The sequence below is a fragment of the Acidimangrovimonas sediminis genome (assembly GCF_002871005.1).
Classification (GTDB): domain Bacteria; phylum Pseudomonadota; class Alphaproteobacteria; order Rhodobacterales; family Rhodobacteraceae; genus Acidimangrovimonas; species Acidimangrovimonas sediminis.
Map to the genome: position 1 here is coordinate 25,631 of NZ_PHSN01000010.1, position 14,860 is coordinate 40,490.

11 protein-coding genes are annotated in these 14,860 nt (G+C 66.7%); 3 read left to right on the top strand and 8 right to left on the bottom strand.

Annotated features, from left to right (window positions below):
- Position 1: 1 nt before the first annotated feature.
- From CVV76_RS10210 to CVV76_RS10220, 3 genes are all read right to left on the bottom strand, one after another.
- A complete protein-coding gene (locus tag CVV76_RS10210) occupies positions 2-1,270 on the bottom strand; it encodes an efflux RND transporter periplasmic adaptor subunit (protein WP_102224549.1) in 1,269 nt (422 codons plus the stop codon).
- A gap of 117 nt (positions 1,271-1,387) precedes the next feature.
- Entirely contained in the window at positions 1,388-4,489 is a 3,102-nt protein-coding gene (locus CVV76_RS10215) for an efflux RND transporter permease subunit (RefSeq protein ID WP_102224550.1), read from the bottom strand.
- 72 nt (positions 4,490-4,561) lie between these two features.
- On the bottom strand, positions 4,562-5,764 hold the full coding sequence (locus CVV76_RS10220) for an efflux RND transporter periplasmic adaptor subunit (protein ID WP_102224551.1): 1,203 nt from the start codon (positions 5,762-5,764) through the stop codon (positions 4,562-4,564).
- Positions 5,765-5,929: 165 nt separating this feature from the next.
- Between CVV76_RS10220 and CVV76_RS10225 the strand changes: the two genes are divergently transcribed.
- Both CVV76_RS10225 and CVV76_RS10230 read left to right on the top strand, forming a co-directional pair.
- A complete protein-coding gene (locus tag CVV76_RS10225; protein WP_102224552.1) occupies positions 5,930-6,631 on the top strand; it encodes a TetR/AcrR family transcriptional regulator in 702 nt (233 codons plus the stop codon).
- Positions 6,632-6,743: 112 nt separating this feature from the next.
- On the top strand, positions 6,744-7,988 hold the full coding sequence (locus tag CVV76_RS10230) for an MFS transporter (RefSeq protein ID WP_102224553.1): 1,245 nt from the start codon (positions 6,744-6,746) through the stop codon (positions 7,986-7,988).
- A gap of 102 nt (positions 7,989-8,090) precedes the next feature.
- Here the strand turns inward: CVV76_RS10230 and CVV76_RS10235 are convergent, their stop codons facing one another.
- From CVV76_RS10235 to CVV76_RS10255, 5 genes are all read right to left on the bottom strand, one after another.
- Positions 8,091-9,071, bottom strand: coding sequence for a branched-chain amino acid ABC transporter permease (locus CVV76_RS10235; protein ID WP_102224554.1), 981 nt, complete (start codon positions 9,069-9,071; stop codon positions 8,091-8,093).
- A 9-nt stretch (positions 9,072-9,080) separates the two neighbouring features.
- On the bottom strand, positions 9,081-9,992 hold the full coding sequence (locus tag CVV76_RS10240) for a branched-chain amino acid ABC transporter permease (RefSeq protein WP_199178560.1): 912 nt from the start codon (positions 9,990-9,992) through the stop codon (positions 9,081-9,083).
- A gap of 108 nt (positions 9,993-10,100) precedes the next feature.
- Positions 10,101-10,808: an ABC transporter ATP-binding protein gene (locus tag CVV76_RS10245; protein WP_102224702.1), complete on the bottom strand. Its 708-nt coding sequence runs from the start codon at positions 10,806-10,808 to the stop codon at positions 10,101-10,103.
- Between the two features lie 23 nt (positions 10,809-10,831).
- Positions 10,832-11,605 (bottom strand): ABC transporter ATP-binding protein, encoded by a 774-nt coding sequence (locus CVV76_RS10250; protein ID WP_102224555.1) that lies wholly within the window; start codon positions 11,603-11,605, stop codon positions 10,832-10,834.
- A gap of 81 nt (positions 11,606-11,686) precedes the next feature.
- Entirely contained in the window at positions 11,687-12,895 is a 1,209-nt protein-coding gene (locus CVV76_RS10255) for an ABC transporter substrate-binding protein (RefSeq protein WP_199178561.1), read from the bottom strand.
- Between the two features lie 751 nt (positions 12,896-13,646).
- On the opposite strand from CVV76_RS10255, the gene CVV76_RS10260 reads away from it, so the two are divergent.
- Positions 13,647-14,858 (top strand): sugar ABC transporter substrate-binding protein, encoded by a 1,212-nt coding sequence (locus CVV76_RS10260; protein ID WP_158243130.1) that lies wholly within the window; start codon positions 13,647-13,649, stop codon positions 14,856-14,858.
- Positions 14,859-14,860 lie beyond the last annotated feature (2 nt).

Below are 14,860 nucleotides of genomic sequence, written 5' to 3' on the forward strand. Positions count from 1 at the left end.
GTCAGAACCCCATCGGTGGCGGCCCCATCCGGTGCCCGCTGGAGCTGGCGGAGGAGGCGGAGGTGCTCCCGCCCTCGCCCGTGACCACCTTTTCGCCAACCGTCAACCCGGACAGCACCTGCGCCGTGACCTTGTCGTTCAGGCCGATCTTCACCGGGACCTTGCGGATCGCGCCGCCGTCGCCGACCACCCGGACGATATAGTCGCCGTCCTTCGTCTTCTGCCCCAGCGCGGCAGCCGGGATCACCGGCACGTCCCGGGCAGAGCCGAGCACGATATGCACCTCTGCCGTCATGTATGTGCGCAGCTCTCCATCCGGGTTGGGCACGTCGAAGCTGCCCTCGTAATAGATCGCCGAGGACGAGGAGGAGGAAGACGACGACGACGAGGAAGACGACGAAGAGGTCGAAATCTCGCTGTCCGAGCTGATCGAGGTGGGCGCCGGAGCGATCGACTTTAGGGTCGCGTCGTAACGCTTTGACGGATCACCGAGAATCGTGAACCAAATCTTCTGCCCGGGCTTCGTGTCCACCACGTCCACCTCGGAGATGTCGGCCTGTACCTCCATGGTCTGAAGCTGCCCGAGGATGACGATCGTCGGCGCCGTCTGCGAGGCGTTGACGGTCTGGCCCTGCTGGGTGACCACGTCCAGCACCGTGCCGTCCATCGGCGCGGTGATCCGGGTGTAGGCAAGGTTCACCTTGGCGGTGTCGACGGCGACCTGCGCGGCCTGGATTTGCGCGTCGAGCGACTGAACCGCGGCCTTGTCCTCGCCCACTGCGGCCACCGCGCTGTCGTAATCCGACGCGCTCGAGGCGCGGGTCGACTGCATCTGCTTCTGCCGCTCAAGCTGGCTTTCGGCATAGGCCAGCGTCGCCTCGGCCTGCGCCTTCTGGGCCTTCATGTTGGCGAGGTCGGCCTGCGCGGTCTTCAGGGCGTTCTGCTGGGTGGAGCTGTCGATCTCGGCCAGCAACTGGCCCTTCTCCACCTTGTCCCCCAACGCCACGTTGACCGAGGTGACCCGGCCCGAGACCTGCGCCCCCACCGCGACCAGCTTGGACGGCCGCAGCTCGCCATTGGCCAGCACCGTGACGTCGACATTGCCCTTGGTCACCGTCGCGGTCATGAGCCCCGCGTCCGGCGGGGTCGCGTCATGCCCGCGCCAGTACCAGGCACCAGCCGCCGCGACCACGAGAAGCACCAGCGCCGCCCACCACCACCGCCCGCGGCCACGGCGACGCCGCGGGGCCATTTTCGTTTGCTCGGTCATGCCTGTTCCGTATCACCTTCGTCGTCCTGCCCGAAGGTTCTACGGACCTGCCGGGACGTTCCGTCGCGGCTGCCGGGCGGATCTTGTCCGCCCGGCCCGTTGCTGAGGCGGCGCGCCTTACGTCCGCGTCTTCTCCTTGAAGATCCGGCGGATCGTGGTGAAGAAGAGCGGCACGAAGAGAACGCCCAGCACCGTGGCCGACAGCGTGCCCCCCAGCACCGCCGAACCGATCGCCCGGCGCCCGCCGGCCCCCGCCCCGGTGCTGACGACCAGCGGCAGCACGCCCAGCGAGAACGCCATCGACGTCATGATGATCGGGCGGAAACGTTGCAGCGCCGCGATCCTGACCGCCTCGAACACGTCCATGCCCTCGCGCATCCGGTCGCGGGCGAATTCGACGATCAGGATGGCGTTCTTGCCGGTCAGGCCGACCACGGTCAGCAGGCCCACCTGGAAGAACACGCCGTTGTCGAAATGCCCCAGCCACGCGCCCGCCAGCGCGCCCAGCACGCCGATCGGCATCGCCAGCAGAACCGCGATCGGGATCGCCCAGCTTTCATAGAGCGCGGCAAGGCACAGGAAGATCGCCGCCAGCGACAGCCCGTAGAGAAGCGGCGCCTGCCCGCCCGATTCCTGTTCCTGCAGCGACAGACCGGTCCAGGCCACGCTATAGCCCGGCAGCGCCTGCGCCAGCTTCTGGATCTCGGCCATGGCCTCGCCCGAGGAGACGCCGGGCGCGGGCGTGCCCTGGATCTCCATCGCGGGGATGCCGTTGAACCGGGTCAGGCCCTGCGCACCGAACTTCCACGACGCGGTGGTGAAGTTCGAGAACGGCACCAGCCCCCCCGAGGCGTTCCGCACGCGCCACTTGTCGAGGTCGGACGGATCCGACCGCGCCGAGGGCTCGCCCTGCACGTAGACCTTCTTCACCCGGCCGTTGTCATTGAAATCGTTGACGTACTGCCCGGCGAAGGCGATCGACAGGGTGTTCGCCACCTGTGCCGGCGTAAGCCCGTAGGCCCCCGCCTGCCGCCAGTCGATGTTGAGGTCGTACTGCGTCGCATCCTCGAGCCCCGATGGCCGCGCGGTGGCGATCAGATTGCTCTTGGCCAACATGCCCAGCATCTGGTTGCGGGCGTTCAGAAGCTCCTCGTGGCTCTGCCCGTTCTGCGCCTGAAGGTAGAAATCGAACCCCGAGGCGTTGCCGAGCGAAATCACCGCCGGCGGCACGATCGGGAAGACCATCGCGTCCTGGATCGCCATGAAGTTGGGGAAGGCCCGCCCGGCGATCGCCTGGACGCTCTGTCCCGGGTTCGGGCGATCCTTCCAGTCCTTCAGCCGGACGAAGGCCATGCCCATGTTCTGCCCCTGCCCGGCAAAGCTGAAGCCGACGATGCCGAAGGTGGATTCGACGTTCTTCTTCTCCTTCGTCTCGAAGTAATCCTCGACCTTCTGCACGACCTTCAGGGTGCGGGCAGCGGTGGCGCCGGTAGGCGCCTGGACGAGGGCGAACATCACGCCCTGGTCCTCGTCCGGCAAGAAGCCCGTCGGGGTCTGCACGAACAGCCAGACCATCCCCGCGCCGATCGCGAGGTAGATCAGACCGATGCGGAGCGGCCGCTTGACGATGTAGCCCACGGTCGCGCCGTAGCCCCCCGTCACCCGGCCAAAGCCCCGGTTGAACCAGCCGAAGGGGCCCCGCTTGGTGTGCTGGGCGTCCTTGGCGCGCAGGATCGTGGCGCAAAGCGCGGGCGTCAACGTCAGCGCGACCACCACCGACAGCAGCATCGCTGAGATGATGGTGACCGAGAACTGCTGATAGATCACCCCCGTGGAGCCGCCGAAGAACGCCATCGGCACGAACACCGCCGACAGGACCAGCGCGACGCCGACAAGCGCCCCGGTGATCTGGCCCATCGACTTGCGCGTTGCTTCGCGGGGTTCCAGCCCCTCGTCCTCGATGATCCGCTCGACGTTCTCGACCACGACGATGGCGTCGTCGACCAGCAGACCGATCGCCAGCACCATGGCAAGCATGGTGAGCGTGTTGATCGTATAGCCCGCCGCCGCGAGAATGCCGAAGGTCCCCAGAAGGACGACCGGCACCGCCAGCGTCGGGATCAACGTGGCGCGGATGTTCTGCAGGAACAGCAGCATCACGAAGAACACCAGAACGATCGCCTCGACCAGCGTCTTCACGACCTCCTCGATCGAGATCTTCACGAAGGGCGTGGTGTCGTAGGGGATGACGTAGTGCACGCCCTTGGGGAAGTACTTTGACATCTCCTCGACGGTGTTGCGCACCCGCGTCGCGGTATCGAGCGCGTTGGCCCCCGAGGACAGCTGGATCGCCATCCCCGCCGAGGGCCGGCCGTTGTAGCGCGCGATGACGGAGTAGTTCTCGGCGCCGATTTCGACCTTGGCCACGTCCTTGAGCAGCACGAGGCCGCCGTCGGTCTGCGAACGCAGCACGATCTGCTCGAAATCCTTCGGCGTCTTGAGCAGCGATTGCGCGGTGATCGTCGCGTTCAACTCCTGCCCCTTGACCGTCGGCAGGTCGCCGAAGGCGCCGGCCGAGATCTGGGCGTTCTGCGCCTCCACCGCCGAGACCACATCCTGCGGTGTCAGCTGATAGGCCGCGAGCTTGGACGGGTCGAGCCAGATCCGCATCGCGTAGCTCGCGCCGAACGCGGTGATGCCGCCCACACCCTTCACCCGGCTCAGAGTGTCGGACATGTTCGATTTCATGTAATCGGACAGGTCGACCTGGCTCAGGTCCGGGTTGTCGGTGGTCAGGCCCACGACCATGAGGAACGAGGTCGAGGTCTTCTCGACCTTGACCCCCTGGCGCTGCACCACCTCCGGCAGCAGCGGCGTCGCCGAGGACAGCTTGTTCTGCACCTGGACCTGGGCGATGTCGGGGTCGGTCCCGCTGCGGAACGTCAGGGTGATCTGGGCCTGCCCCGCCGATGTCGACGACGACGACAAGTACATCAGGCCGTCGAGACCCGTCATCTGCTGCTCGATCACCTGGGTGACCGTGTTGGCAATGGTCTCGGCCGAGGCGCCCGGATAGGTCGCCGTGATGCGGACCGCCGGGGGGGCGATCTCGGGATATTGCGCGACGGGAAGCTTCAGGATCGAAAGAACGCCCACCCCCATGATGAGGATCGCGATCACCCAGGCGAAGACCGGCCGGTCGATGAAGAAACGTGCCATGAGGTTTGTCCTTTGCCGGACGGCGTTTGAGGTCTGAACGGCGAAGCGGAAGGGGCCGGCGCGGTCGCCGGATCAGCCCTTGTCGCCGCCCTTGGCGTCTGAGGCGGGCTTGGCGGCGTCGGCGGCCCGCTCGGCGGGCTTCACGGTGGCGCCGGGGGCGATCTTCTGCAGGCCGGCCACGATCACCTTGTCGCCCGCCTTCACGCCGCCATCGACGACCCAGAAATGCCCGTCGTCGCGCAACACCTTGAGCTGGCGCTGTTCGACCACGTCCTTGGCGTTGACGACCATCGCCACCGCCTCGCCCCGCCGGTCGCGGGTCACGGCCTCCTGCGGGACCAGGACGACGTTCTCGGCCGTGCCCTGGGGCATCTCGACCTGCACGTACATGCCCGGCAGCAGGATCTTCTGCGGGTTCGGGAAGGTCAGCCGCAGCACGACCACGCCGGTCTGCTCGTCCACGTGGGGCTCGGCCGCCGAGAGGTGGCCCTTCTGGTCGTATTCGGTGCCATCCGCCAGGCGCAGCGTGACCGGCACATTGGCCGCATCGCCGATATTGCCGCCATCGGCCAGCTTGCGGCGCCAGCGCACCAGATCGGCCGCCGACTGGGTGACGTCGACATAGACCGGATCAAGCGACCGGATCGTCGCCAGCGGCGCCGCCTGCCCCGACGTGACAAGCGCGCCACGGGTGGTCTGGCTCAGGCCGATCGTGCCGGAGATCTGCGCCCGGATCGTGGTGCGGTCGAGGTCGACCTTGGCCTTGTCGAGGTTGGCCTGCGCCAGCGCGACCGCCGCCTTGGCCACGTCCCGCGCCGAGATCGCGGTGTCGAGGTTCGACTGACTGACCACCGCGCGGCCCTTCAGGGCCTCCTGCCGCTTGGCCTCGGTCTCGGCTTCGCCGAGCTGGGCCTGGGCTTGCGCGAGGCTGGCCTCGGCGCCGGCGACGGCGGCGCGGTAGGTCGCGTCGTCGATCTGGTAGAGCGGCTGGTCCTTCTTGACCTCGCTGCCCTCCTTGAACATACGCTTCGTGACGATCCCGTTGACCTGCGGGCGCACCTCGGCCACTTCGGAGGCGGCAACGCGGCCCGGAAGGGTCGTCGTCAGCGCCACGTTCGAAGCCTTGAGCGTGACCACGGTGACCGGTTGCGGCGGGCGCTGGCCACCGGCCTGTTGCGCGGCGGCGGGAACGGCGGCAAGGCTTGCCGGCATAATCAGGGCCGCGAGGGCCAGGGCGGAAAGCGCAGCGCGCGAAAGACGGGGCTGGGCGGGCATCGGGGAACACTCCTGCTGAACGCGCGCGGGGCGTGAGGTGTCGGGGGTCTTCATCGCCGCAGTGCGGCGCGGATCCTTCTGTCTGGTTCCCAATATGGAAACCACAGGGTTTTGTAAAGTGCGGATTTGGTGTATGACATACCCCACCGCGACGAGGAGAGGCGGATGAGTAACACCGACGGCCAAGGCGGCACCTGCCGGGACACGGCGCCCTGCACGCTGCCCCGCGATTGCGGGGCCGAGGCCGCGCCGCGACGCGGGCGTCCGCCGCAGCTTGACCACGATACCCGACTTGCGCGCATCCTCGACGCCACCGAGGACGTGCTGGCCGGCCCCGACACCGGCGGCGTGTCGATGGCCGCGATCGCCCGGGCCGCCGGAATGTCGAAGCGTACCGTCTACGAGCACTTCCCCGCCCGCGAGATCCTGATCGGCGCCTGCATGCGGCGGCTGTTCGACGGGGTTTTCTCGCCCCTGCCCGAAAGCGCGCGCGCCCTGCCCCTGCCCGACCGCCTGCGCCTGATCCTCACCCCGGACTGGGAGCGCAAGCGCGCGACGCGCTCGCTCGACATCCTGCGCACGGTGATCGCCGAGACCCGGCGCCAGCCCGAACTGGCGGGCCACGTGCTGGAAAACGGGTTCAGCGATCTTGTCGACCGGCTGGAGGCGGAGCTTTCCGCCAGCGTCGCGGCGGGCGAGATCGCGCTGGACGACGTGCCGCTGGCGGCGGCGATCCTGCGTGACATGGCCTTCGAGAACCCGGTGACGGCGCTCCTCGACCAGAGCGCCTGCTCGATCGACCGCGCGCCGGAATATGACCGCCGCCGCGACCGCGCGATCGAGATCTTCTGCAAGGGGATCGCCTGACCCGGCGCCCCCCAGGCTGGGGACCATCCACACCTCTCGCCGCCCGGGCGGGGTTGCGCCCGCTGACGGCGGGCGGTTTAACGTCCGGACGGGGCAGGTTTGCGGTGAGCGGATGTTCAGGGACACGGTTCGGTTCTTTGCCGACAATGCGCGGTGGCTGTCGGCGGGGTTCCTGCTGACGCTGTTTTCCTCCTTCGGGCAGACGTTCTTCATCGGCCTGTCGGGCAACGCCCTGCGCGAGACGTTCGGGCTGTCCGGCGGGGCCTTCGGCGGGATCTACATGCTGGCGACGCTGGCGAGCGCGGCGACGCTGCCGTTCCTCGGCCGGACGCTGGACCTGATGCCGGGCTGGAAGGTCGTGCGCTTCGCCATGCCCGCGCTGGCGCTGGCCTGCGGGCTGATCGCGGTGTCGCCGAACGTCTGGGTGCTGGGGATCGCGATCTACCTGCTCCGGCTCTTCGGCCAGGGCATGATGACCGAGATCGCCTTCACCGAGACCGGGCGCTGGTTCGTGGCAAGCCGCGGCCGGGCGATGGCCATGATCGCGCCAGGGCTGTCCGCGGGCTCGGCCATCCTGCCGGTGATCGTCGTGCTGGTCGTTGGCGCGAGCGGCAGCTGGCACACCGCCTGGTACCTGGCGGCGGCGGTGAGCCTGCTGATCGGATGGCCCCTGATCATGGCGCTGATGCGGGTCGAGCGGGTGCCCTCGGGCGCCGAGATCGCATCGCACCAGGGCACCACTGCGCGGGACTGGACCCGGGCCGAGGTGGTGCGCGACCCGGTCTTCTACCTGCTTCTGGTGGGGCTGCTGGCGCCGCCCTTCATCGGTACGATCGTCTATTTCCAGCAGGGCTACCTGACCGAGTTGCGGCACTACCCGCCACTGGCCTTCGCCGCTGCCTTTCCGCTGATGTCGGGGGCGACGATCGTCTTCGGCTTCGTCTGCGGCGCGCTGGTGGATCGGTTCGGAGCGCTCAGGCTGTTGCCCTACTTCCTGGGCCCGCTCTTCCTGGCGGCGCTGGCGGTCGCGCTGGTCGCCCCGGTCTGGGGGATCTTCGTCTTCATGGCGCTGCTCGGGGTGTCGAACGGGTTCACCAGCACGCTGATGGGCGCGCTCTGGCCCGAGGTCTACGGCACCGCGAACCTGGGCGGCATCCGCGCGCTCGTCGTTGCCGCCATGGTGCTGGCGACCGCGGCGGGTCCCGGGATCACCGGGGTGCTGATCGACATGGGCGTGCGCCTGCCCACGCAGATGCTGTGGATGGCCGGCTGGTGCCTTGCTGCCTCCGCCATCCTCGGGCTTGCCGCGCGCCGGGTGCGGGCGCGCGAGGCGGCATGGCGGGCCGAGGCGGCCTGAAGCGGGTGGCGGGGGCGGTTTCGGCCCCAGCCTGCGTATTTGGGGAACAATGAAAGAGACGGAGGGAGGGGCGCGCCGCGATGGGCGCGCCCCCCGGGGGCGTCAGACCGAGTGCAGTTTCAGAAGCCGCGCGATCTCGCCGATGATGCCGCGGCGGAACACCAGCACGCAGGCCACGAAGGTCGCGCCGATCACCACCTGCACCCACGACCCGATGCCGGTCAGCACGTGCTGCAGCGCCACCACGATGAAGGCGCCAAGGACGGGGCCGAAGATCGTGCCCATGCCGCCGACCAGCGTCATCAGGATCACCTCGCCCGAGGTCGACCAGTGCACATCGGTGAGCGAGGCGAACTGGAACACGATCGCCTTGGTCGACCCGGCGACCCCCGCCAGCGTCGCCGACAGCACGAAGGCGATCAGCTTGAACCGGTCCACGTTGTAGCCCAGCGAAAGCGCCCGCGGCTCGTTCTCGCGGATCGCCTGGAGAACCTGACCGAAGGGCGAGTGGATCGTGCGGTAGATCGCGAGGAACCCCACAAGGAACACCACCGCAACGAAGTAGTACATGTTGAGCGAGTCGTTGAGGTTGATGAACCCCAGAAGGTAGCCCCGCGGGATCCCCTGCAACCCGTCCTCGCCCCCGGTGAAGGGAAGCTGGAGGGCGAAGAAATAGACGATCTGGGCCAGTGCCAGGGTGATCATGGCAAAGTAGATCCCCTGCCGGCGGATCGCCAGCGCCCCCACGACAAGGCCCAGGACGGCCGCGAACAGCCCGCCAGCGATGATCCCCAGAAGCGGCGGAAAGCCCCAGGCCGTCAGCACATGGCCGCAGATGTAGGCAGCCCCCCCGAAGAAGGCGGCGTGGCCGAAGCTCAGCAAGCCCGTGAAGCCGATCAGCAGGTTGAAGGCGCAGGCGAACAGCGCAAAGCACAGGAGCTGCATCACGAAGACGGGGTAGAGGAAGAACGGCGCCAGCAGAACGAAGCCCAGCAGCAGGATCCACAGTACGGCCTGCCCGATCCGGGTACGGCCCCGGTCCTGCGCCGGCACGTCTTCTTCGAATTCAGCGATATCGGTCATTCTCTGCCCCTAGCCCTGACGCCCGAAGAGGCCTGCCGGCCTGACCAGCAGGACGATCACCATCAGGAAGAAGATCACGGTGTTGGAGGCGGGTGCGTAGAACACCTTGGTCACCCCCTCGATCAGCCCCAGCGCAAGGCCCGTCACCACGGCGCCCGCGATCGACCCCATGCCGCCGATCACCACCACCGCGAAGATGATGATGATCAGGTTGGCCCCCATCAGCGGCGAGACGGAATAGATCGGCGCGGCCAGCACACCCGCCAGCCCCGCCAGCGCGGTGCCGAAGCCGAAGGTCAGCGTGACCATCCGCGGCACGTTGATGCCGAAGGCCTGCACCAGTTCGGGGTTCTCGGTCCCGGCCCGCAGCATGGCGCCGATCCGGGTGCGTTCGATCACGAACCAGACCGCGATGCAGACGAGGATCGAGAAGACGATGACAAAGAGGCGGTACTTCGGGAACATCATGAACCCGAGGTTCACCACCCCGCGCAGGCTTTCGGGCATGCCCGGATAAGGCGTGCCCGAGGCGTTGAAATAGTTGATGAACAGCCCCTGCAGCACCAGCGTGATCCCGAAGGTGAGAAGCAGCGAATAGATCGGGTCGAGACCGTAGAGCCATCTGAGCAGGAACCGTTCGATCAGGATCCCGAAGAGGCCCACCACGATCGGCGCGATGATCAGCGCGGGCCAGAACCCGATGTGCAGCCAGCCGATCCCCAGCCAGACGCCGAGATAGCTGTTGAGGATCAGGGCGACGAAGGCCCCGGTCATGTAAAGCGCCCCGTGGGCGAAGTTCACCACGTTCAAGAGCCCGAAGATCACCGCAAGGCCCAGCGACAACATGGCGTAGAACACGCCGTTGTTCAGGCCAAGCATCCCCTGGGCCATGATCAGCTTCATCATCACATCGAAGCTCATCGACTGCCCCTCCCCTTGTTGTTCGTTATGGCCAGAGCCTTGTTTTCCTTACGCGACGCCGGCAGGGCCCACGTCACTGACGTGTGGATCATCTGTCTCATCCCCACCTCAGACGCTCAGATAATGGTTGAGGCGGTCCATCTTCGTCTCGATCTCGTGCGCCTCGACCACGTCGATCACCTCGCCATGCTCGATGACGTAGTGACGATCGGCCAGCGGCGCGGCGAAACGGAAGTTCTGCTCCACCAGCACGATCGTATAGCCCTTGGCCTTGAGCTGACGGATCACCGTGCCCAGCGTCTTGACGATCACCGGGGCCAGACCTTCGGTGATCTCGTCCAGCAGCAGCAGCCGTGCGCCGGTCCGCAGGATCCGCGCCATGGCCAGCATCTGCTGTTCACCCCCGGAAAGCCGTGTGCCCATCCGCTTGCGCACGTCGCGCAGGTTCGGGAACATGGTGAAGATCTCGTCCAGCGGCATCCCGTCCGGCCCCACGACCGGCGGCAGCATCAGGTTCTCCTCGACCGTGAGGGTCGAGAAGATCCCGCGTTCTTCCGGGCAGTAGCCGATGCCGGCGGTCGGCGCGATCTTGTGGCGTGGCATGCCGATATATTCGGCCCCGCCGATCTGGATGCTGCCGGTGCGGCGGTCGACAAGGCCCATGATCGCGCGCAGCGTGGTTGTGCGCCCGGCCCCGTTGCGGCCCAGAAGCGTGATCAACTGGCCCTCGGCCAGTTCCAGGTTGATACCGTGCAGCACGTGGCTTTCGCCGTACCAGGCGTGCAGGTCGGACACCTTGAGAAGCGGTTTCGTCATGGTCGCCGCGGTCGTGTCGGGGCTCATGCGTCTGTTCCTTCCGCTTCCTCGGCGCTGACGCCCATGTAGGCCTCCATGACCTGCGGGTTCTTCGACACCACCTCATACGGCCCCTCGGCCAGCACCTCGCCGCGGTTCAGCACGGTGATCGTGTCGGCCAGCGTCGACACGACGCCGAGGTTGTGTTCCACCATCACGATTGTGCGCCCCTCGCGAACCTTGCGGATCAGCTCCGTCACGGTGCCCACGTCCTCGGTGCCCATGCCCTGGGTGGGTTCGTCCAGCAGCATCAGCTCCGGCTCCAGCCCCAGGGTCGTGGCGATCTCCAGCGCGCGCTTGCGGCCGTAGGGCATCTCGACCGCGCGGGTGTGGGCGAAGTCCTGCAACCCCACCTGTTCCAGCCGCGCCATCGCCTCGGCGTCGAGCTGGCGCAGGATCTTCTGCGAGCGCCAGAAGTGGTAGTTCATCCCAAGCTTGCGCTGCAGCGCCACGCGGACGTTCTCCAGCGCGGTCAGGTGCGGGAACACCGCCGAGATCTGGAACGACCGCACGATCCCCAGCTTGGCGATCTCGGCGGGCTTGCGGCTGGTGATATCCTGCCCGTTGAACAGGATCTGGCCCGAGGTCGGGCGATGAAACTTCGTCAGAAGGTTGAAGAGCGTGGTCTTGCCCGCCCCGTTCGGTCCGATGATCGCGTGGATCGAGCCGCGCTTGATCTTCAGGTCCACGTCCTTCACGGCGACGAAGCCGCCGAAGGAGATGCGGATCTTGCGCGCCTCGAGGATGGTATCGTCCATGTCCGCTCCCTGTGTCCGGTTTCTTGCATCCGGTCTTTCAGGCGGGGCGAACGGCAGCGCGCCGCCCGCCCCTTCCCTGTCTCAGTCGGCCAGCTTGCAGGCCTTGTTCATCGGCCCGTAGGCCTCGTCGCCCGGAATCTTGCTGACCACCTGCGCCACGTCCCAGTCCTTGCCGCCGGGTTTCACCTTCAGCAGGTACATGTCGTAGACGAAGAGGCCGTCCTTCCGGATCTTGCCGCCCTTGGTGTAGAAGTCGTCGATCGTCATCTTGCCAAGCTCGGCGCGCACCTTGTCCGGGTTGTCGGTGCCCGCGGCCTTGACCGCGTTCAGGTAGGCCATGGTGAGCGAGTAATCGGCCGCATGGACGAAGGTCGGCGAGGCGCCGTTCGAGAATTTCTCGTATTCCGCCGTCCACTTGCGGCTGGCGTCGTCCATGTTCCAGTACCAGCCCGAGGTCCATTCCAGACCCGCGGCAGTATCGGTGCCCAGCGACTTGATGTTCATGATCGACACCAGCATGCCGGCGATCTTGGCCCCGCCCGAGGTCAGGCCGAACTCATGCGCCTGCTTGATGGCGTTGACCGTGTCCTGGCCCGCGTTGGCAAGCCCGATCACCTGCGCGCCCGACGATTGCGCCTGCAGCAGGTACGACGAGAAGTCGGTCGAGCCCAGCGGCACGTCGGACGAACCCAGCACCTTGCCGCCGTCCTTTTCAACCACTTCCGAGGTCGATTTCTGCAGGTCGTGGCCGAAGGCGTAATCGGCGGTGATGAAGTACCACGACTTGCCGCCGTTCTTCAGCATCGCCGTGGCGGTGCCCACCGGCAGTGCGTGGGTGTCGTAGCCGTAGTGGATGCCGTACTTGGTGCAGGACGCCCCCGTCAGCTCGGTCGAGCCGGCGCCGCTGGCGATGGTGATCACGTGCTTGTCCGAGGCAAGCTTCTGCACCGCCAGCGCGACGGCGGAGTTGGTGAGATCGGTGATCATGTCGACATGATCCTGGTCGATCCACTGCCGCGCGGTGGCGGAGCCCACGTCGGCCTTGTTCTGGTGGTCCCCGACGATCACCTGGATCGGCTTGCCCAGCACCGTGCCACCGAAATCCTTGACCGCCATCTTCACGGCGGCAACGGCGCCCGGGCCGCTGAAGTCGCCGGAATAGACGCCGGACATGTCGCCGAGAACGCCGATCTTCACCGCGCCGTCGGAAATCGCGTCCTCGGCCATCGCGGCCCCGGCCGTCGCGGCCAGGGTCGCCGCGGCGACCCCTGCTAGAAATTTCGTCTTCAACACCCTTGTCTCCCTTTCTCACAAGCGGATTGTCGTCTTCGGTCTTGCCGGCGCGCGGACATGGACCACCACGCCGAAGGCCCGCCCACGCAAGGGATCGGACCTTTCGCTCCCCGGCAGCGCACCTCCTGCGCACGCTGCCGTCACCACTGAACCGAATGTCCTCCCCTGGACATCTCGCTTGCGCAGACTGATAGGTCATTTTGTCGCCACTGCACCCAACGAATGGTAATGTTTCCGTGAGTGAAGCCAACCGGTTTCTGGGATAGGGCGCGAAAGTCGGGCCTGCGGTGCCGCAACGGCACGGCACTGCACGCGCCGGTTGTGGCATGACGGGGGGATCCAAAGCGCCTTGGCAACCGGGATCGCATCGGGGTCACGGCCGCGCCAAAATCATCACGCCCGCGTGATGTACCGTGACGATTCGAATCGCCCAGCCTCTTCGGCGCACTCACCAGCGTGGCACCGGGAGATGCACTCGGGCGGCGGAACTTTCCCTCAAGGGAACTCGCCTGTTTCCAACCGGTTCCACGCCGCGGCGCAGCATCGAAGTTGCCCTTACGGCACCCTGTGCGGCGCCCCGTCGCACGCTTCACAACTTCGCGACCAGCCGCGTGCGCACGTTGGCAATTCACGCGGTTGCTGGCAGGCAGAAAGGTGCCGGTGGGGCGCAGTCGGGTCGACGCGCCGCCGTAGTACCGCGCGACGACCGGTGGAACGGTCCGCGCTTGACCCGCTTCAGGAGGAGAACATGCCAGTTATGACCGAATTGCCCCGCCGCCCGTCCCGTCCTGCCCGCGCGCTGCGCCGCGCCGCGCTGGTGTCGGGTGCCGCCGCCCTTGCGCTGTCTTTTGCAGCTGGCGATGTTAGCGCCAACACCGACCTGAGCGCCACGTCCTTCACCCCCGACTTCTCGGCCATGGCGCAGCTCAAGGACGTCGTGTCCAAGGGCAAGGGCAAGATCGGCGTCCTGCTGCCCGAGACCACCACCTCGGCCCGCTACACCTCGTTCGACCAGCCCTACCTGGAGCAGGCCTTCGCCAAGGCGGGCCTGTCCAAGGATGACTACATCATCACCAACGCCCAAGGTTCGGAATCCGACCAGTTGACGCAGGCGCAATCGGCGATCTCGCAGGGCGCGACGGTGCTGCTGCTCGACCCGATCTCCTCGGGCGCCGGTGCGGCGGTCGAGAAATACGCCAAGGAACACGGCGTACCGGTCATCGACTACGACCGCCTGACGCTGGGCGGCGACCGCGAATACTACGTCAGCTTCGACAACGTGAAGGTGGGCGAGCTGATCGGCAAGGGCATGGAACAATGCCTTACCGACTGGAAGGTGAAGGACCCCAACATCCTGGTGATGGCCGGCGCCCCAACCGACAACAACGCCACGCTGTTCAAGCAGGGCTACATGAAGGTTCTGGATCCGAAGTTCAAATCCGGCGACTACAAGAATGCGGGCGAACCGGCCGGCACCTGGGACCCCTCGGTCGCCCGGACGACGTTCGAACAGCAGTTCACCGCGCATAACACGATCAATGCCGTGGTCACGCCGAATGACGACAACGCCAACGCGGTCATCTCCTACCTGAAGTCGCTGAAAGCCCCGCCGCATCGCTTCCCGACCACCGGGCAGGACGCCACGCTGACCGGCATGAAGAACGTGCTGGCTGGCTATCAGTGCGGCTCGGTCTACAAGCCGATCTACCTCGAGGCGCAGGCCGCCGTGGCGCTCGCCGTTTACCTGCGCGCCAAGGAAACCCCGCCCGACGCGCTGGTCAATGGCAAGACCATGGACGGCCAGCAGAAGAAGGACGTGAAATCCGTCCTGCTGACGCCGGTCTGGGTGACTCCGAAGAACATGGCCGACACCGTCGTCAAGGACGGCTTCGTCGATGCCAAGCAATTGTGTGAAGGCGGGATGGCAAAGGATTGCCAGGCCGCAGGCATCAAGCAGTAGGC